The sequence below is a fragment of the Paenibacillus vortex V453 genome, assembly GCF_000193415.1.
Taxonomy (GTDB): domain Bacteria; phylum Bacillota; class Bacilli; order Paenibacillales; family Paenibacillaceae; genus Paenibacillus_AQ; species Paenibacillus_AQ glucanolyticus.
The window spans coordinates 193,585-213,675 of sequence record NZ_ADHJ01000018.1 but is presented as its reverse complement, the minus strand read 5'-3'; the positions used below and the strand labels follow the sequence as shown (position 1 = coordinate 213,675).

At 51.0% G+C, this 20,091-nt stretch carries 15 protein-coding genes and 2 pseudogenes; 5 read left to right on the top strand and 12 right to left on the bottom strand.

What is annotated here, in order from left to right:
- Window positions 1-169: 169 nt before the first annotated feature.
- The 3 genes from PVOR_RS11385 to PVOR_RS11375 all read left to right on the top strand — a co-directional run bounded on the left by PVOR_RS11385 (window position 170) and on the right by PVOR_RS11375 (window position 2,158).
- Window positions 170-787, top strand: a complete 618-nt coding sequence (locus PVOR_RS11385) for a TVP38/TMEM64 family protein (protein WP_006209322.1) — start codon at window positions 170-172, stop codon at window positions 785-787.
- Window positions 788-873: 86 nt separating this feature from the next.
- Window positions 874-1,839 carry a peptide-methionine (S)-S-oxide reductase MsrA gene (msrA, locus tag PVOR_RS11380; RefSeq protein WP_040680496.1) on the top strand — a complete coding sequence of 322 codons (966 nt, stop codon included), beginning with the start codon at window positions 874-876 and terminating at the stop codon, window positions 1,837-1,839.
- Window positions 1,840-1,975: 136 nt separating this feature from the next.
- Entirely contained in the window at window positions 1,976-2,158 is a 183-nt protein-coding gene (locus PVOR_RS11375; protein ID WP_006209320.1) for a hypothetical protein, read from the top strand.
- A gap of 69 nt (window positions 2,159-2,227) precedes the next feature.
- On the opposite strand, the gene PVOR_RS11370 is transcribed toward PVOR_RS11375, so the two are convergent.
- Window positions 2,228-2,920, bottom strand: a complete 693-nt coding sequence (locus PVOR_RS11370) for a YitT family protein (protein ID WP_006209319.1) — start codon at window positions 2,918-2,920, stop codon at window positions 2,228-2,230.
- A gap of 584 nt (window positions 2,921-3,504) precedes the next feature.
- Here PVOR_RS11370 and PVOR_RS11365 point away from each other — a divergent pair.
- Both PVOR_RS11365 and PVOR_RS11360 read left to right on the top strand, forming a co-directional pair.
- Window positions 3,505-3,888: a hypothetical protein gene (locus PVOR_RS11365; protein WP_006209318.1), complete on the top strand. Its 384-nt coding sequence runs from the start codon at window positions 3,505-3,507 to the stop codon at window positions 3,886-3,888.
- A gap of 29 nt (window positions 3,889-3,917) precedes the next feature.
- Window positions 3,918-6,065 (top strand): YhgE/Pip domain-containing protein, encoded by a 2,148-nt coding sequence (locus PVOR_RS11360; RefSeq protein ID WP_006209317.1) that lies wholly within the window; start codon window positions 3,918-3,920, stop codon window positions 6,063-6,065.
- 83 nt (window positions 6,066-6,148) lie between these two features.
- On the opposite strand, the gene PVOR_RS11355 is transcribed toward PVOR_RS11360, so the two are convergent.
- The 11 genes and pseudogenes from PVOR_RS11355 to PVOR_RS11310 all read right to left on the bottom strand — a co-directional run bounded on the left by PVOR_RS11355 (window position 6,149) and on the right by PVOR_RS11310 (window position 20,087).
- The gene (locus PVOR_RS11355; protein WP_040680494.1) at window positions 6,149-7,225 is read right to left on the bottom strand and encodes a glycosyl hydrolase family 18 protein; all 1,077 of its coding nucleotides are present in this window, start codon (window positions 7,223-7,225) and stop codon (window positions 6,149-6,151) included.
- 30 nt (window positions 7,226-7,255) lie between these two features.
- Window positions 7,256-7,642: a hypothetical protein gene (locus PVOR_RS32785; RefSeq protein WP_327196534.1), complete on the bottom strand. Its 387-nt coding sequence runs from the start codon at window positions 7,640-7,642 to the stop codon at window positions 7,256-7,258.
- Window positions 7,605-9,014: a polysaccharide deacetylase family protein gene (locus PVOR_RS11350; RefSeq protein WP_327196533.1), complete on the bottom strand. Its 1,410-nt coding sequence runs from the start codon at window positions 9,012-9,014 to the stop codon at window positions 7,605-7,607. Before PVOR_RS11350 ends, PVOR_RS32785 begins: the two co-directional genes overlap by 38 nt.
- 32 nt (window positions 9,015-9,046) lie before the next feature.
- Window positions 9,047-10,917: pseudogene (locus tag PVOR_RS11345) on the bottom strand (glycosyltransferase family 2 protein).
- 20 nt (window positions 10,918-10,937) lie between these two features.
- Complete coding sequence (locus tag PVOR_RS11340; RefSeq protein ID WP_006209312.1) at window positions 10,938-12,251, bottom strand: nucleotide sugar dehydrogenase; 1,314 nt, start codon at window positions 12,249-12,251, stop codon at window positions 10,938-10,940.
- Between the two features lies 1 nt (window position 12,252).
- Window positions 12,253-13,735 (bottom strand): annotated as a pseudogene (locus PVOR_RS11335) (polysaccharide deacetylase family protein).
- A gap of 407 nt (window positions 13,736-14,142) precedes the next feature.
- Window positions 14,143-15,069, bottom strand: coding sequence for a hypothetical protein (locus PVOR_RS11330; RefSeq protein ID WP_006209309.1), 927 nt, complete (start codon window positions 15,067-15,069; stop codon window positions 14,143-14,145).
- Window positions 15,069-16,430 carry a nucleotide sugar dehydrogenase gene (locus PVOR_RS11325; RefSeq protein WP_006209308.1) on the bottom strand — a complete coding sequence of 454 codons (1,362 nt, stop codon included), beginning with the start codon at window positions 16,428-16,430 and terminating at the stop codon, window positions 15,069-15,071. Before PVOR_RS11325 ends, PVOR_RS11330 begins: the two co-directional genes overlap by 1 nt.
- 183 nt (window positions 16,431-16,613) lie before the next feature.
- Entirely contained in the window at window positions 16,614-17,420 is an 807-nt protein-coding gene (locus tag PVOR_RS11320; protein WP_006209307.1) for a response regulator transcription factor, read from the bottom strand.
- Between the two features lie 62 nt (window positions 17,421-17,482).
- The gene (locus PVOR_RS11315) at window positions 17,483-18,871 is read right to left on the bottom strand and encodes a glycosyltransferase family 2 protein (RefSeq protein WP_152825183.1); all 1,389 of its coding nucleotides are present in this window, start codon (window positions 18,869-18,871) and stop codon (window positions 17,483-17,485) included.
- Window positions 18,872-18,893: 22 nt separating this feature from the next.
- Window positions 18,894-20,087, bottom strand: coding sequence for a HEAT repeat domain-containing protein (locus PVOR_RS11310; RefSeq protein WP_006209305.1), 1,194 nt, complete (start codon window positions 20,085-20,087; stop codon window positions 18,894-18,896).
- Window positions 20,088-20,091 lie beyond the last annotated feature (4 nt).

The window sequence follows — 20,091 nt, the reverse complement described above, 5'->3', positions numbered from 1 at the left end:
CTCCCCTTTGGGATATTCAATTTTACATATTATAACATATGGAAAATCGCTTGTATATTCAATTTTTTCCATAAAGTCATAGTCTCTCCGCACCGAAAATCGGGCAGAATTCCCGCTTTTTTGCTATTATTATGCTATTCAGCTTTATCATGCAAAGCGAGGAGACATAATGAAACGATGGTTTATACCGGCAATTTATGCTGCCGTCCTGGCATTAGGTTTTACATACAGAGCAGAAATCATGGACTGGCTTCGAGGAGAACCCTCGCTCTTCCTGATGGTGATGCTGGCCACGCTGCTGGCCCTGTTCCCCATTGCACCCTACAAAGTCGTAATCGCTGTACTCGGATACGCTTACGGCACGATCTGGGCTGCAGCTATTTCTTGGTTCGGCACAACGGTAGCCGCCATTCTCCTGTATGCGGCAGTTCGCGCACTGTACAAGGAGAACGGCAGGCGCTTGCTGGGGAAATATGCGGCTGCAGAAATGTTTACCACAGCGGTGGAACGCCGTCCGTTTCAAGCCATATTGCTCGCACGGCTGCTGCCCGTCATACCGCAGATGGCCGTCAATATCTATGCAGGGGTGGCCTCCATTCCCTTCTGGACATATACAGCTGCTTCCGCCATCGGTAAAATCCCTGCGATTCTCCTGTACGCTTGGATGGGCAGCGGACTTGCCGAGCATCCGGCAATATTCGCTGCCATTGCTGCAGGACTCATGCTGGTAACCGCTCTAGGCCTGGCGATATTCCGCCGCCTGAAGGCAAGGAAACATGAAGATTGAGCAATATTTTGGTTTCGCCAACCAAAAATGATTATAATAATAATAAGACTTACATTTATATTGTTATTACGACGGAGGGATAATATATGAGTAATCGTTCAAACCCAAGCGAATTGGCTACCTTTGCGGGAGGCTGCTTCTGGTGTATGGTCTCTCCCTTTGATGAGCTGCCCGGCATTTTGAATGTTGTATCCGGCTATACGGGCGGACATAAGGAAAATCCGACCTATGAAGAGGTGTGCTCTGATACAACAGGCCATTATGAGGCCGTGCAAATCACCTACAACCCGGAAGTGTTCCCATACGAGAAGCTGCTTGAACTCTTCTGGCAGCAAATCGATCCTACCGATGAGGGCGGACAATTTCATGACCGCGGCTTGTCGTATCGGACCGCTATTTTCTATCATACAGAAGAACAGCGAGAACTGGCAGAGCAGTCGAAGCAGGCTGTAGCGGCCAGCGGACGATTTGATGGACCGATTGTAACGCCGATTATTCCGGCCAGCACCTTCTATGCAGCCGAAGAATACCATCAGGATTATCACAAGAAAAATCCGGGCCACTACAAACGCTACCGCAAAGGATCCGGCCGCGAAGACTTCATTGACCAGCACTGGTCCGATCCCGTCGATACCGAGGATCTGAAACAGCGTCTTACGCCGATACAATACGAAGTAACTCAGAATAATGCGACCGAACCTCCGTTCCACAACGAATTCTGGGACCATCACGGAGAAGGAATCTATGTAGACATCGTGTCGGGCGAGCCGCTCTTCAGTTCTACGGACAAGTATGATGCCGGCTGCGGATGGCCAAGTTTCACCCGTCCGATTCGCGAATATAACATCAAGGAAAAAATGGATCTCACCCATATGATGGTCCGCACCGAGGTGAGAAGCAAAAAAGGCGACTCACACCTCGGTCATGTATTCGACGACGGCCCTGGACCCAATGGACTTCGTTACTGCATCAATTCAGCGGCACTGCGTTTTGTTCCGAAGCAAGACATGTTGCAGGAAGGCTACGGCGAATATTTGCAGCTGTTTGAATAAACAGGAACATCCAAAGTACATTGTCCAATCAACGGACAATGTACTTTTTTTATGGAGTTAGAGTGTTTATTCATTTTTATAGGACAGGGTAATAATACAGTACATACTGAATCCAATGAAATGGAGGGATCGCAATATGCCTTGGAGCAAAAATGATTATCCGCCATCGATGAAAAATCTGGAGCCCCGTGTGAGGAATAAAGCGGTGGAAATAGCCAATGCCTTACTGGAGGAAGACTACGATGAAGGTCGGGCCATCGCAATCGCCACCGCCAAAGCGCAGGAGTGGGACGAAAATCACCCCAAAGAGGGGAAGTAACATCCATCCCTGACCGCATACTAAAGAAGCTCACCCTGATGCGGGTGAGCTTCTCTTAATGGGACCGTATTATGAACGGCCGCTAACGGTATGCTGTGCTGCCTTCGGAGTAACCGGAGTGCTTGGGGCACGGACCGCCTTCCGAAAAGGTTTCTTTTCCGTTTTCTCGGTACCGTACGTAACTGTGATCGTGATCACTTGTCCGGCAATCGATACGGCTAATATGGTGTATAAAGTCTCAACCAATGGCATGTAGAATAGCGATAATAGCAGTACTACGGCATCCATCAGGAAAAACACCGTCCCTACCTTAAGCCCGCTCCACTCGCTGAAGAGCACGGAGATCACATCGTCTCCACCTGTTGCCCCACCGAATCGGAGCACAATACCGGCTCCAAAACCTGTTAATAAACCAGACAGCAGCGCGGCTGCCAGTAAATTATGGCCCAAATCAATCACGAGCGTAGAATACCGCTCTATTAATGCGTAAAACACAGTGAACATACTCGCTGCAACAACCGTATTGAAAATAAACTTCCGGCCTTTGATAAACAAGGCAACCAGCAGTACCGGTATGTCCATCAGGATCATACTTAATGCCGGCGGAATATCGAGTGCATATTTGCCAAGCAGCGCAAGGCCAACAAAGCCGCCTTCGGTTAAATGATTGTGAAAATTAATGTGATAATACGTAAAAGCCATTAAAAACGTTCCGAACAACATCGCCGACATGGTGATAATTGTGTTTTGTCTTTTCCTCATACAGGATCCCTCTTGTCGTAGTAGATTGGTCAGACATAGGCCAATCTCTACACTGAGGAAACCTGGAGGAGCTCATCCTTCGAACCATAGTTCCCATCCTTTCGTGAGAGACCGTCCTTGTCTTCAGACGTCCGACTTCGCTCTACGAAGGAAGCTATGTGTATGAGAGATCATAACGTTTCCAAATCGTCCTTTGGGGATTCGTCCTTCGGGGACGACATGGTATCCTGATCCTTTCTTTCTCGTTATAGTTAACTGCTAACATTATTATAACACAGATTGCAGGCTAGCTAAACAGCCATCGGTACTCATTGGAATTTACTGGATGAACACTTGTGTGATTCGGTACATCATCACCCCCAGGAAGATACGCTCTGCCTAAACATCGGCTTACCATGGATTACATGAACATCAACATAATTGCACACTCAAGTTGAATATCCATCCACTCTATTCATGATATGTACGCCTATATCGTGAACATACCAAAAATTATACATTGCGCGAAGCATAATCCTCGAATACGATGTGTATATTAGAACATATGTTCTTATACGTATTTCATTTATGAGGAAGTGTTACTTATGAAGCCTTCAACTCCTCCACTGCCCTCTGAAGAAGACGAAGCATTGATCAGAGACTATCTCCTGTACAACCTGCTCCAATCGCTTCTTAAGCGGGACATTCAAATCCTGAAGACCCTTAGTCTCAAAATGGCAGACCTCTACATTTTAAATTTGCAATACATGCAAAAAGGGAATTCTGATCATGCCTGGTCGGTTCAGCAGCAGATGAGGCAGCGCGGTATCCGGATTCAGAACCAGAGCCGTACCGCAGAAGATGGGGTGCAGGTGCTGTATTTATGCCGCGGATATGAACGCAGGCTGCTCAGCGACTGGGCCTCTCTCAAGGAAGCAATAAAGGAACAGCTTGTTTCGTATCTTGGCACGGATTTGGCGGCATACTAGCTCCAACTACGTACAAGACAGGAGCTTTCATGAAGAATATTTTCCATATCTATTCTACTGATTTAAATAGAATCGTTCGAAACTGGGCTGCAGCCGTCATCATCACCGGGTTGGCCATTCTCCCTTCACTATATGCCTGGTTTAATATTGAGGCATCCTGGGATCCCTACGGCCAGACTTCGGGGCTGTCCATCGCTGTCGCCAACTTGGATAAAGGAACCACCCTGCGCGGCGAACCGATCAATCTGGGAAAAGAAATCGTGGAGTCTCTCCATCAAAATGAAAAGCTGGGCTGGCGGTTTACGGAGGATAGCGAGAACGCCATTCAGGGGGTAAGGCGCGGTAATGATTACGCGGCCATTGTCATTCCGGAGGACTTCTCTGCCCGTATCGGCACGGTGCTTAGCAACGAGCCTGTCAAAGCCCAGATCCTCTACTATACGAACGAGAAGATTAACGCGATTGCCCCCAAAGTCACGGCACAGGGCGCATCCGGCGTTGTCGAGGAAATCAGCAAAAACTTCATCAAAACCGCCAACGGTACCATCTTCGAGATTTTTAATACGCTCGGGATTGAAATCGAGAACCAACTCCCTGCGATTAATAAAGTGCGAAACCTTCTGTTCCGGCTTGAAAAAAGCTTTCCTGAGCTCAATGAAGCGGTAACCACAGCTCAGGAGGATATTAAGCTGGCCAACCAGCTCGTTCAGCAAGCCCATACCGCCCTCCCCCGCCTGGAAGGAATCGCTACCGAGGGCAAGGAAATGGCGGGCGCACTGGCGGACTTCGCCAATCAGGCTGCCGGTGCCTCGAAGTCTCTGGAGCCTGCCTTGCGTCAAGATTTGGAGGTATTGGATGCAGCTACTGGTGCCCTCTCTCAGGCGCTGGACGCTTTAGGGCAAGCCGACATGGATCCGAAGGAGCTTGCCGACCGCCTGAACGCTGCCCAGGCTCGCGCCGAGACAGCTGCTGAAGCTGCAGCTCGGCTGAGCCAATTGTTTAAGCGGCTGGGCTCCGTCTCCCCCGCAGCAGCTTCAGGTGCCGCCAGGCTTGAGGAAATTGCGGCAAGATGGAAATCTGCGCATTCCGTGCTCCAGACCCTAACACAAGCGGTGGAACGGGGCGAGGAAGCACCCGCCGATTCCGTTGCTAAGCTGAAAAAACTTGCCGATGACATTACAGATCTGACCAACACACTGTTAAGCCGCTACGATAGCGAGATCGGTCCAGCCATAAGCAAAGCCTTCAGCAAGGGCTCCGATACCGCCAAGCGTGTCCAGAATGAGCTGACACAGGCGCTGACCAGCGTGCCCGACATCCAGCGCCTGTTAAAGGATGCCCAGAGGGGGCTCACAGTGGGGGGAGAAGAGGTGCAGCTTGCCCAGAGCCGCCTGCCGGAGGCCGAGCTTCGCATTACAACGCTGGCCAACCGGCTCCGGGAGATGGAAGCTGAGGGCGATATTCAGGAAGTCATCGATCTGCTTCAGAACAATTTTGAGCTCGAAAGCCAGTTTTTTGCCGAGCCTGTCACACTGGAAGAGAATCGGCTGTACCCGATTCCGAACTACGGCTCCGCAATGTCTCCCTTCTTCACGACCTTATCGTTGTGGGTGGGTGCCTTGCTGCTTGTGTCCCTGCTCTCCGTTGATATTCATGATGAGGAGAGAAGCTTTCGCAGCATCGAGGTCTACTTCGGGCGCTACTTAACCTTTCTGACCATCGCTCTGTTCCAGGCGCTGTTTGTCACCCTCGGCGACCTCTACCTGCTCCGGACCTATGTGGTGAATCCCGGCTGGTTCATCCTGTTTGCGCTGCTGATCAGCTCCATCTTCATGCTGATTGTATACACTCTGGTGTCGGTATTCGGCAATGTCGGAAAAGCAATGGCCATCGTGTTGCTTGTGCTGCAGCTGGCGGGTGCGGGCGGCACGTTCCCGATTCAGATGACACCGCCATTCTTCCAGGCGCTGCACCCGTACCTGCCCTTTACCTATGCCATTAGCATGATGCGGGAAGCCGTTGGCGGCATCCTGTGGGACATCGTGATCCGGGATGCCTTGCTCATGCTCATCTTCGCTGCCATCGCACTGGTTATCGGAATCGTGCTCAAGAAGCCAATCAACCGCGCCAGCAGCGGACTGGTCCGCAAAGCAAAAGCCTCGAAACTGATTCATTAAATCGGCATGCAAATAACCCTAATGAAAAGGACATCCCTACCGGCTTCATATCACCAGGGGATGTCCTATGTACTGTCGTTCCATTATTGCTTTTTGGTATCCGATATTTCGTTCAATTGCTGCAGTGTATTCTCTCCCACGTCCCCCAGTCGCCAGATCGCAATCTTCGCGATGCCGGATGCCCGCGCCGTTTCAATCCAGCCCGCGACGGTCGTCCCATCCGCATACCACACGGTATGATCAGCGCCGAGGTCGTCGGTATATTCAAAATACAAGGCCCCGCTCGCTGGGTCTCTCTGCGGCTCGTCTGGAATTGAGTTCGCCAGCTCGATCGCCAGCTGCTCCGTCAGCGAAGTGACTTTGCCACCCTCCGCCCAGTCAAACCCGCCAAGGGACAGAGCCAAACCATGCTCGCCGGGGATCTGCTGCAGCTTCTCTGCGAGCTCCCGGATCATGGCATGATCCGCCTTCGGTCCAGGTCCGCTGTGACCACCGTGCAAATTATAGGCCATCAGGACATAATCCGGCCCCTTCGGCAGGTCAAGCGATGCCACGCGGACGCCCGGCTCCAGTACAATTCGAAGAGACAGATCTTCTGTCCGGAGGCGCTCATACAATTCACTGTACAGAGCGGACAGATTATCCCAGTCTTCCTTACGGACCTTCTCGTAGTCCAGTTCCACACCGGTAAAGCCATGCCGGGTCACCTCAGCCACGATGTCCCCGATATGCCGGCTGCGGCTTTCCGGTGTAGCCACGATCCGGGATACAAGATCTGCATCTTTCTGCACCGTCGATCCATCCGTATTGAAACGGTCGTTCACGATGGTCAGAACCCTGCGAATCTGTCCGTCTTCCCGGGCAGCCTCCATGACCTTAGGGAGAGCCTCCAAATAATCCGGTGTAATGTGGAGTTCGTCTTGATGATTGAAGTAAACCGCAAACAGATGGATTTCTTCAAGCCCTCCGGCAAGCAGCTTCAAATCCGTTATCCCCGTCTTCCACTGCCAGTCCGTAATCCAGGCGGACAACCTGACCCCTGTCTGGGGCGGCTGTAGTACCCGTTCCTTCTCTTTGCCTTGTGGCCACCAGATGATGACAGCAGCGCACATGGTCACCAAAACTGTTGTTGCTGCCCATTTCACCGTTCGATACCTCATTCGTTGATCACACCCTACGCCACCCTAATTTTAAAAAGTCTCCACGGCCCAGTCGACAGCCCGGTTCACGGTTCTCTGCACGCTTGTTACCATACCGGTAAATCCAGTCGGCTTATTGGTAAACAGCAGCTTCTGATCCCTGTCCGAAGACTCCGACAGGATCCTGACGTCTTCAAAAATGGCATCGTAGATGTCATCCTTCTCATTCTGCTCATGAAATTGCGATTCGAACGCTACGCCACCGGCACCAATCGAAGCATGCACTGGCTGCTGGTCCAGAATCAGCTGCTGATCAACGCTCAAGGACAGTGAATTGCCATCCACCGAGATCTCCAGCACCCGGCTTCCGCCGATGTTCACAGGATAATCGTTCTCGTCATCACGGGCGCCGGACTGCGTTTGTTCCTTCGTATACACCGACGCCTTGTCGAACTGCAGATCCTCTTCCCCCCCATCCTACCTTCGGCAAGGAGTACGTGAACAGTGTCTCGGGAGGCTGCCCCGCAATCTTCTGTTCCACCGCCACGTTATTATTCTCCAGCAGAAGGCGCAGATAAGAACCCTTCATCCGGTCGTAACGAACATAGACGGATTGGCGTCCCACCACATTACCGAGCGCTTTTGCCGAGACGGTAACGTCAGACGCTTCACTTCCCTTCAAATATACGCCACCTGCCTGGGAGGGCGGAGACGTAACCACCATGCGGTTATCCTGGAATTCGGCCGCTCCGCCAAGCAGCTCCCACTTGTCGGCCTGCCGCTTGTCCCCCCGAACAAACTGCATGGGCTGCCCTTGATCCTTGCGCAGCTTCATGACAAGGTGATTGGTGGACCAGTAAGGCGCAGGCTGAACCCGAGTCAGATTATAAAGATCGCTGTCCTTCGTGTTAAAGGCGTTGCCCTCCCGGTTGAAATTCATGCCGAACAGCTGTTGAATCTGATCCGTATTCGCGTTCGCAACAAGCTGATTCATCCCGCTGCCAAGCGCATTGGCGTGCATAATCATGTAAGTGCCGGGAACATAGCCGAGCGCCTCCGTGTAGACCTTATTCATCACCTCATAATCTGCACGGACCCGTTCTTCCATCTCTACGCGATTCTCCAGCGGAATCATATTCTCATCGCGGATGAAATCCATCAGATAGTGGTTGTAATACTCCACGCTGGCTTTGCTGGTCAGCTCGCTCTCGTCTTTAACACCGATATAGCGGCCTTCCTTGTCAAAAATATTAATATACGTCAGTCGGTTGCCGTTGGTCCCCAGCTCCCAAAAACCCGTGCGGGTCATCTTCAGCATATCCTTCGGCTGCAGAAACTTCCGTTCGCTGTTGCCCATTTTGTTCGCGTAAGACAAAAAGGTTGCCTTATAATTGTATTTCTCCAGCAGCGGCTGCGCGAACAGGGCAGAATCGTTCCGCCCGTCTTCAAAGGACAGGTACAGCGCTTTATCCGGCAGCTTCTTGCCTTCGGCGTAATAATCGATCATATCCTGCTGCGATATCGTGACGTAGCCCTGGTCATGCAAAGCCTTCAGCTGGGCATCCAGCTGGCTTTTGGACACCAGCTTGGACGTTCCGGTACGACCGACTCCAAAATAGGACAAAGCGATAAAACCCTGTTCCTGACGCCAGGCCGATTTATCCGGCTCCTTATAGGCTCTGAAATCGAAAATCGCGTTCGCCAGCATAATCGCAACTACGCCCAAAATCAGAATCTGCGCCGTAACCTTTATGATTTTCCCGCGATTCTTTCGCCGAACATTAAGGGCAGTATTTTGTTTCTTCCCCATTTGTCATCCTCACTTCAACCGCTTTGACACCATCAGAACGGTAATCCGAATTTTTTGCCTTTGCGCTTGCGGGCTTCCTTCTTCAGTCTGGCTTCAATATCCTGCGGCGTTTCCCTGGTCCCCCAGGTCGATTTCCAGAAGGTAAACCAGGCCACCGGCATTTGCCATAACAGCACAAATTCGTAGAACAGACAGAACACGAAGCCGAACACCCAGAGCCTGCTCTTGCGAAACAGTAAATGGGCAAGGCTCATAAGCAGCGCCATCAGCAGCAAGCCCATCAGGAAGGTTCCCGGAAAAATGCCGTGAACGATTGGCACATACATCAGATTGTAGGCAACCACAACAGGCGCCGCGATCGGCACAATCAGCCCGATATAGAAGAACAGCGCCATGAACGGCTCTTTCCGCCATATAAAACTGCCAGCCCGCAGAGACTCGCGCAGCCAGGAGCGCTTCCAGCGCATCTGCTGCTTCAGGAATACCTTCATCTGTGAAGGAACGATGGTTGAGCATATGGCCGAATCCTGATAGCCGGTACGGTGTGTTTTTAGAATAAAATTGGTCATGCTCCGGTCATCACCGAAGGTTGCGGGTCTGCCGAGGAACTTCTGGTTCAGCCATGCATCCGCATGCTGGACAATCAGCTCTTTTCGGTAACAGGACAACGGACCCGACAAACAGGTTACGCTGTCAAACCATGATTCTGCCGCTTTCATAATCCGAAATGCAATATAATATCTGACCGTCTGAAGCTTCGTCATATTATTGGTATATTTATTCTCGACGTCTGTCCGTCCGGCCACACCGCCCATTTTCGGGTCCTGGAAGGGTTGAACGAGATGGCGTATGGCCGTCGGGTCCAGAAAACTGTCGGAATCCACAAAAACAACCAGATCATGCTTCGCCATCTCCACACCTTTGACCAGTGCGGCCCGCTTGCCTGCATTCACCGGCAGCACCGTATAGGTCAGACGTTCCCGGGTAGCGTAACGCTCCGCCTCGGAATGAATCAGTTCGATCATATCCTGGATCTGCTGCACCGATTGGTCCGTCGAACGGTCATCCACCACGATAACCTCCAGCTTCTCAACAGGATAGTCCTGATTGATACAGCTGAGAATCGTGCGTTTGATCCAGTCGGCCTCATTAAAGCAGGGAATGATAATCGACACGCCAGGTGTATACCCGGGATTGATCGGCACATCGCGGTATAAGGCTCCGAACAGGTAACGAGTCAACAGAAACAGTGCTGCAATAATGCTGTATAAATACAGCACCATATTGTATTTAAAATAGATGATACTCTCGGCGCGCATAAGCATAATGAAGAGCACCGACACGAACAGAAGCGCGCTGGCGGAGTAGACGGAATATCCCCACCGTTTGCGCTGAAAATAATCGGTTAGCGGCTTCTCGAATTCAATGGCAAGCATCAACTCGTCGCCGGATTCCGTTTTGTTTACAAACTGGCGAACAATGCTTGCATCAATCCGCACAGCCGATTCGAAGCCCTCGGGCATCGCACCCGGTAGGAATTCGGAATCGGGCCTTCACCTTGTCGCCAACTTCAAGGCCCGATGCGTCCGGCACCCTAAGCAGCAGGCCTGTACCCGAAATATCGGCCGTCCTGCCCCTTGGTTCCAGAGCTTTTCTTTTTCCCCTTAGGAACAAGCAGCACCTCGAAATCTGCCACATAACGCAAACTGAGCATCCGAAGTTTATTCAAATATTCGGTATTGGACAGATCGTCTCCAGGTTGCAGCGCTCGATTCCCCCTCCGGTCCGCATTCATGCGAATTTGCTCCGGATCAGGCACATACGAAAGAGTCCTTCTGTCCGTACGCGGTAACGTAAGTACTTCCTTGGTACTCTTTTGTTGCTTACTTTTTTTTATCCCCATTGCGTTCTCCCATCGTTATCTCACAAACTCCAATAATGAAAACCGTTGGCTTCACATTCGGCCTTTGGATAAACTCCCTTCACATCAATCAAGAGTTTCTCCTTCTCCGTGCTGAACATCCCGTTAAAGTCGGAAATCGCAAGCTGCTTGAATTCATGGTGAGCGACCGCTACGATTGCAATTTGGATTCCTTTTAACTCACGCATATCCGACAGCTCGATACCATATTCTTCATATGCCTGCTTCGAATCCACGTATGGATCCGTCACCATCGGCTGTATCCCGTAATCCTGCAGTTCGCGGATAATATCGATGACCTTGGAATTGCGGATATCCTGGCAATCCTCCTTAAAGGCAAGACCCATCACCGCAACCTTCGCTTGCACCAGATCAAGACCTTGGCGAACTGCAAGTTTAATGACATTCTGGGCGATGTATTTTCCCATCCCGTCATTGATATGCCTTCCGGCCAGAATGATCTTGGAATGATATCCGGTATCCTCGGCCTTGTATGTAAGATAATACGGATCGATTCCGATGCAATGTCCACCGACGAGACCTGGCCGGAACGGCAGGAAATTCCACTTCGTTTCCGCTGCCCGGAGGACGGCATTCGTATCGATATCCATCTGGTTGAACAGCATCGACAGCTCGTTCATAAACGCGATATTGATATCGCGCTGAGCGTTCTCAATGACTTTGGCTGCTTCGGCCACTTTGATGCTTTCTGCCCGGTGGACGCCGGCTTCGATAATCAGCTCATATAGCCTGGCGACCGTCTCCAGCGCCTCCGAATCGCTGCCGGACACGATTTTCACAATCGTTTCAAGCCGGTGCACCCGATCTCCCGGGTTAATTCGTTCCGGGGAATATCCCACCTTGAAATCCACGCCAAAGCGCAGACCTGACTCCGCTTCGAGGATTGGAATGCAAATTTCCTCCGTAACGCCCGGATAAACTGTCGATTCATAGACAACTACAGCCCCACGCGATAAGGCACGACCCACCATCCTGCTGGCACTGCGCACGTATTTCAAATCCGGCACATTCCCGCTTTTTACGGGGGTCGGAACGGCTACAATAAAACAACCAGCCTCCCTCAGCTTGTCCGGATCTGAAGTGAATACCGCCCTGCAGTCCCTAAGAGATGCATCTCCGATCTCACCGGTGGCGTCCATTCCGCTGCTGTACTGCTTCACCTTGTCTTCACTCAGATCAAAACCGATAACGTCCAGTTTCTTCGAAAATGCAACCGCCAGCGGAAGACCTACATATCCAAGACCCACCACCGCCAATTTGTCCAAGCGGTCTACCATGTTCTCATACAACCCCATATTATTCCATCTCCGTTGCGGCCTTGTTTTGCTGCATCATGTCCGCCATTTTAACAAACGTGTATCCCTTGCCTTGCAGGCCTTCCAGCACGCTTGGCAGAGATTCTATCGTGTGAATATCATCCAGCATGTGCAGCAAGATGACGCTGCCTCGTTCCGTTTTGGTCATAACTCCGTTCACGATATCTTTCGCACTGTTTGAAATGTCCCAATCCAGCGTTGTCACATCATACATGGCAATCACCGGATAACCGACAGCGGCCAGCGCTTTCGCCCGCTCATCATCTACCACGCCGGTTGGCGGACGGAACAGCATAACGGGCTGTTGTTGAATGGCTTCCGTAATGACCTGATGGGCCTTGACCACATCTTCCTGCAGCTCTTGTGGTGTTAACGAAGTAACAACAGGGTGACTATAGGAATGGTTGGCCACATCATGGCCGCCTTCTACCATCGCCCGTGCCAGGTTCGGGTTGCTCTCCACTCCTTTTGCCCGCAGGAAGAAGGTGGCCTTTACATCATGCTCTGCCAAAATATCGAGAATGCGGGTCACCGTTTTGTCACTTCCGAAATCGTCAAACGTCAAGGCTACCTCTTTTTTGTTCGTATCCACTTTGTAGACGAGTTCATACTTCGCCTGTTGATAATCCGGATTGATTCGGGCTGCGTCGTATCCCGGAATCTGTTCAAGCGGTTTGCGCTCTCCGCCATTCTCAACAAGCTCGTTCAACGTAACAAGCTGATACCCGATATCATCTGCTGCCTGGGCTATATATTGAATAGATGAGATCACTTCCGGATTGACGTCGGTATTCATCGAGATAATACCGCCTCTTGAAATGAATTTGGCCACATACTCTCCGATCTCTTCCGCACTCTGCATATTACGGTCCTTGGGGTTGATGTTGTAACTCACAACCGCCTTCATGCCGAGATGCGCAGCCGCCAGGGGTACATCGGCAGGGTAATCGCCGGAGCGTGTCCGAACATAGCGCGGCTCTGCTCCGGTTTCCCGCTTGATAACGTCATTCGCCAATTTGATTTCCTTATAGATCTGGTCATAATCAAGCTTGTTCATATCCAGTTGGTTCAGTGTATTGTTCTCGATTTCGTGACCTCTGGCCAAGATGGCGCTGGCAATATCCGGCTCCTCCGCCACTCTCATGCCCGGCAGGAAGAAAGTTGCCTTGATCCCCCACGCATCCAGTTCATCGATCAGAGCGGTCATGGTCGCTTTATCACCCATGCCATTGAAAGTAAGTGCCAATTCTTTTTTGGTCTGTGTATACATACGGGATCTCCCTGCTCTTCTCCCCGGTATACCGATCTACCTTCGGCGCGGGCGCCATCGGACCGGTTCCTTCATTAGAGGCTGGTTTACCGCCAAATAGACCACAGCCTCCCAATAATATCAGGATCATGAATAGTGCAGTCATTCTCGAAAGTATGTATGGAACTCGGAATTTAATAGAAACTCTTTTCATCTGGTTACTCCTTCTATATTTCAAACCGGGACTTTTGTCATGCAGTCATCCTGAACAAACCAGTAGAATATAACACCATCCGTCCATAATTGCTACAGCTGTTTTAAAGAATTCATGGTATTTTTTTTCTTTTTTTAGATGGCTCTAACCAAATTGAGGGATATATGGTTCATTATACCTATTCTCTCGATCCATCCACTGCTTTTGAATCATCTTTCATCCTCCTAGACTTGATGATTCATTATAAAATTCAATTCTATACAATTTCTAAACAATTCAAAAAACGCATAAAAAATACCCCCGAAGATCTCTGAAGACCTTCCGGGGGTACGCTGAAAGTTGAATGAGTGAATGATATGAAGCTGCTTGCACATTAACCCGGAATACGGACCGGGCTTACTACAAAATCACCGTTTTTCCTCGACCATCGCCGTCCGTTTGTGAACCCAAGCCTGGTAATGATGGACAGCCAGGCCTGCAAAGGAGGAATGGTCGCTGCCAAGCTTGGCGGCGCTCAGGGCTTCATCCTCCATTTCCTGCTCGCTCTTGGTGAAGAAGGTCAAATGCTCCCCTTCTTCCGTATCCCCAAGCTCCATGCCGATCCAGACGGACTTGCCGAGTTCGTCCGCCTGCTTCAGCTCTTCCTTGGACAATTCATACATTTGCTCCCCGCTGTCCCGGTAAGCCATAACGGCAATTGCATCCGTATTCTGAATCATCCAGCGGCTGAACGAATCCGAATTCTCGCCTTTCGGTCCAGGTATGGAATCAAGCCAGAACGGAACGGCGGCACTGAGCGGGAGGTTCTGACGCTCCGCCTCCTGCACCCACACTTTCATGTTCGCGCTCCATTCTTCCACGACCTGCACCTGTTCCCGGTCCCATCTCCTTAGCACATAGGGCTCGACATCGAACTGCACACCCTCAAATTTCTCCTCAGGTGCAGAAGCCTGATTGTACTCGTCCAGCCAGGTTAACAGCTCCATCCCTTGACCCTGGCCTTCCCCATAAGCCCAATCCGGCTGCCCGCCCAAAGCATGTACGCTGATGCCCTTCTGATGCGCAGCCGCCACAAAGCGGCGATATTCCTCTTCCGTAACCTCTTTTTGGATTTGCAAAAAAATCGTTGTAATTCCTTCCCTCCCGCTAAAGGCTACAATCTCCTCCGTTTCACTCCGGATCAGACTTGCATCCCACAGCCAAGTGGCTTTGTTCTGATTCACCTTGCCTGACGGAAGAAGAAAAAGGATCAGCAGCAAAAGGCAGATGCTGGCAACCAGGATGATCAACTTCGCTTTTGCGTTTATATACCTCAGTCTTCTCGTCCACTTCATCAGATCAAGACGGCCTCATCCGGCTCGGCAACATGCTGAACGGAATGGCCAATCTTGTAGATATGAGGCTCGGCATACGCCTTAAATGCATTTCTCGTATCCAGGATCGGCACGCCCGCGGAAGCGATGGAATGGTAATCGAGATTACTATGATTCGTGATCAGCACAATGCAATCGTAACGACTGAATTTGGTGAGGTCATACTCCACGCTGCGGATCGTTGTGCCATGCTTGTCCACAAAGCTGTTAGCGTACGGATCGTAATATTCCACATAGGCGCCGTTCTCCTTAAACTGCTCATATACTTCAAGTCCCGGCGATTCGCGCAAATCGCTGATGTCCGGTTTGTACGCCATGCCAAGCAGCAGGATGTTGGAGCGCTTAATCGATTTGGCATACTCATTCAGAATCGTAGCCGTCTTGTTGATCACATAGTATGGCATATTGTCATTTGTGGATTGCGCCAGCTCGATGAATTTGCTGTAGAAACGGAAACCCTTGGCCTTCCAGGATAAGTACATAGGGTCCAGCGGAATGCAGTGACCGCCGATGCCCGGTCCCGGATAGAACGGCATGAATCCGAAAGGCTTGGTTGCTGCCGCATTAATTACTTCCCAGATATCAATGCCCATGCGATCACACATCATGGCCATCTCGTTCACGAAGGCGATGTTCACGCTGCGGAACGTATTCTCTAGCAGCTTGGACATTTCCGCAACCTTGGGGTTGCTGACAGGCACAACCGTCTCCACGTACTGCTTGTACAACGCCTCGCCCAGTTTAAGGCAAGCATCCGTTGTTCCGCCGATCACCTTCGGCGTATTGCGTGTATTAAACCGGCTGTTGGATGGATCTACCCGTTCCGGCGAGAAGCACAGGTAGAAGTCCTGACCGACCTTGTAACCGAGCTTTTCGATCTGCTGCTGGATCAGCTCCTCGGTTGTTCCCGGATAAGTCGTGCTCTCCAGAGTAATCAACAGATTGGGTTTCATGAAGCGTTTGAGCTGATCGACTACCATTGTAATGTAGGATGTATCCGGGTCCTGGTTCTCGCTGAGCGGCGTCGGCACACAGATGCTAACCGCATCAATGACCGTAATCATGCTGTAATCCGTTGTTGGTTTAAAGCGTCCGGTCTCCATGCAGGCTGCAAGCTCTTCGGACGAGATGTCCGTGATATAGGATTCTCCGCGATAGATTCGATCAATCTTGTCTGAATCGAGATCGATTCCAATCACCGTAAATCCCTGTCTTACCATTTCTACGGCGAGCGGCAATCCTACATAGCCCAGCCCCACAACACCCAAAACAGCTTTCTTATTCTCAATGGCACTCAATAAAGTTTCGTATTCCTCATTCACAAGTATTCAACCTCCATCGGATGTATAGTCTGTTAGTCTATCGTCTCACTTTTTGGCTAAAGGATAGACCTCGTTTGTTGAACTCTCTCCTTGCGATTAAAGAACTTCTCAGCTCAACTAATCACGTATCCATTCTTCATTCAAACATTCCTCATCAAGCTAAAGACGTTAATAACCATGTGTTTAATGAAGGCACCGGCGGATGCGGGCATCCAGCTCTACCGGCGAGAACGGCTTGGTTACATAATCATCCACCCCGTTCTGGAAGCACTGGCTGATGGTCTGCTCCACACGCTTCTCGGTCAATACAACAATCTTTGGCGGTTCCTTCACCTTGAGCTGCTGGATATGATGAATGAAGGGCAAACCATCGATGCCGTGCAGATTAAGCTCCGTCAGCACAAGATCAGGCTCCCATTTCGGGATAAGATCCAGAGCCTCCAAGCCATCCACCGCTTCGAGTGTTTCATAGCCTTGCATGGCCAAACGTATTTGCAAAAATTCTCTCACCGTGGCGTCCTGATCCACAATAAGAATTCGACTCTGATCACGGTCTGCTTCCTCCTGCGTGAATATATGAATATCCGAAGAGGTGCTGAGCCTAGCCGCTTCCGCCATCTGCTTCATCGTCTGCGTTGACGGTGTTTCAGTAAGCGCTGCAAGCGTAATTCTCGGATCCGACTGCTCCAGCCGGCCCTGAAGATGCTGCTTCAAGAGCAGTGCCTGATAGTGGGCGGCATCCAGCGTATACCCAGGCAATGTAAGGGCCAAGACGCCGGTACTGACATCTCGCAGAACCTCGCTGTTCACACCGGACAGCTGGTCCACAAAGCTTTGGACCTCCGTCAGCTCAGCATCCGTTCCGGACGGATCGCCAGCACAGTACAGAAACAGCAAAGCTGTTCCGTTTCGGTGTCCTCTCACTTCCTCCTCCAGGCGGCCGTAGAAATCAACGGCCTGCACGCGTTGCAATGTTGCGGATTGAGACATAATTGTAAGTCCCACCTCTCTTTATGGTTTGACGCTGTAAAAACATGAACCGGGCCTTGATGTCAGGCTGCCTCGTTCTTGTCTTTCCAGCTCTGCCGGGTCATGGTTCCCCATGAATTGTTGTTTTGCATGTATTGAATATGCCCCTGTACCCTCCACAGCACGCCCAACTGGTGGTAACCCACAAATTTGAGTGCCGAGAAGAGAAGCATCTTCACCAGATCCGACAATTTGGTATACCGCCGGAAGGCCATCTCCTCCAGGATGAGGGCGCCTACACTGAGCAGGTACCCGCTTAAGAAGTTGACGAGTCCAAACACGACCAGTACTTGCCAATTTGTCATATCCAGCATTACATATCCAAGCAGAGCCAGAAGGCCCGTGATTCTGAAATAAGGGTTTAGCGCTTCAAAAATAACGTTGTAGGGCATTGTCAGCAATCCCATGACTTTATATTTCGGGTTGAACAGCATATTGCGGTTCTCGATCATGTTCTTCAAATTTCCCCGTCCCCAGCGCTTGCGCTGGTTGGACAATATGTTGTAGCTGTCCGGCGCCTGCGTCCAGCACACTGCTTCCGGACAGAAGGAGACTCGATATTTGATTTTATTTTCCAGCATATAGCGGTGCAGCTTGATGATGATATTCATGTCTTCTCCGGGATAACCGCCCCGATAGCCGCCTACGGCAATGACATAATCTTTTCGAAACATGCCGAAGGCTCCGGAGACGATGATAAGCCCGTTAAGATGACTCCAGCCGATTCGTCCCCCCAGAAAAGCTTTGAGGTATTCAATCGATTGGAACATGGGCCACATACGGCGCGGCAAGGATACGTCCTTAACCTCTCCGTTCTCAATCACGCAGCCGTTGGCAATTCGAACATCTCCCCCGATGGCCACCGTCTCTTCCGGGTTCTCCATATACATCCGGGCCATCCGGATCAGCGCATCCTTCTCCAGCAATGAATCCGCATCAATGGAAGAGATCAGCGGATAACGGGAGAGGTTGATTCCCGCGTTCAATGAATCCGCCTTGCCGCCGTTCTCTTTATCAATCACGTATAACTGCGGATACTGGGGGTTGTAATAAATCCCGCGCATCTTATGGGTATGGATGTTCCCGCGCAGCTCCGGATTTGGCAGCAGCGTCAATCCATACTCCTCAATCAGCACCTGCAATGTGTCGTCGGAAGATCCGTCATTGATGACAATAACCTCGTACGTGGGATAATTCAGTGTCATCAGACAACGAACATTCTCTGCGATCGTCAGCTCTTCGTTGTAAGCGGGAACCAGCAGGGATACGGATGGTACCAGCTCGGAGCCGGACAGCGTATTGTATTTTGAGTAATTAGCCCGTCTGAAAATATCCCGGATATTTCTGAAAGAGAACAACAGAATTACAAAATAAAGCGCGCTAACGGCCATGACGTAATATATCGCCACCATGCCGTAAGTGAGCAGGATGTCTCTAAGCAGTGTAATCCCCTCCTACTCCTGCAACGGTGCCGATGCGCTTACTCGGTTGAACACCGAAATAACGATCGTACACCAGTTTTCTTTTGTTATAGGCAACCATTTGCTCCACTTGTTCATGTTCGCCTTCCTTGGCCATGATCCGTTCGATCCGGTACAGTGCCGTTTCCCTTGCCGGACCGGTTCCTGTCAACGCAGCCTGACACAGTGTCTCGAAGCCTTGTTCTCCAAGCATGGCAAGACTCTCGGCGCTATGATTACGCACATACCAATTGTCATCCTTCAGGGCAGAAGCCAGAAGCGGAATGCTGCCTGCGGCATGAAGCCGTCCCAGCGCCTTCGCTGCTGCTGAACGTACTTCCCACGCATGATCATTCATTAGCTCCTCAATGGTGTCATCCTTCAGGGCAGGGTTGGAGCTAAGGTACAGCTTGACCGCTTCTGCGCGTACGTCCTTCTCCTCGGATCCCACCAGTTTGCCCAGTGCAGGAACGACCGCCGGAATGGCTTGCCCCCACATGGCAACGAGCGAAACCTTGACCAGTCCCGGATCCGGATCATCCAGAAGCTTACGCATAAGGCTGGCCGAATCCAGCCGGGTCTCGAGCAAAATATCGGCTGCCATATGATGGATGGCTTTATCGTACGAGAGCAGCTTCGACAGCATCTCCCGAATCTGCTGGGACTGCACCGCGCTTTTGGCTATTGCCCGCGCAATGATGATGGTCATGGGACCGTATTTCATGCGATTCATCATATGCTGAAGCTGCGGCACCGCCTCTTCGGCACGCATCCCCCCAAGCCGGTAGGCCGCCTCGATTCGGCGGTCTTTCCGCAGGCTGGACAGTGCCCGGATATCGGCCTCCACAAATCCGGCATCCCTGCACAAGCGAAGCAGCTTCTCTCTGGCATCCCCTTTGAACTGCTCGATCCATTCCATAAACTTGGCCTGAATGACCCGGCGTTCTGCCGGGGTCAGTTTGCCAGGCGGAAGCTCTGGCGTTATATCGCCATGCAGATGGGTCTGCACATACACAAAGTAATCATGGTACTTTTTCTTTAAACGTTCCGTTTCTTTCTGCTCGGCATTATGCTTGATCTTCATTTGGAACAACAGGATAATGCCGGCTGCAATGAGGCCGAGACATACATAGATGAATACGTACGCCATGGCTAAATTTGAAAACATATCC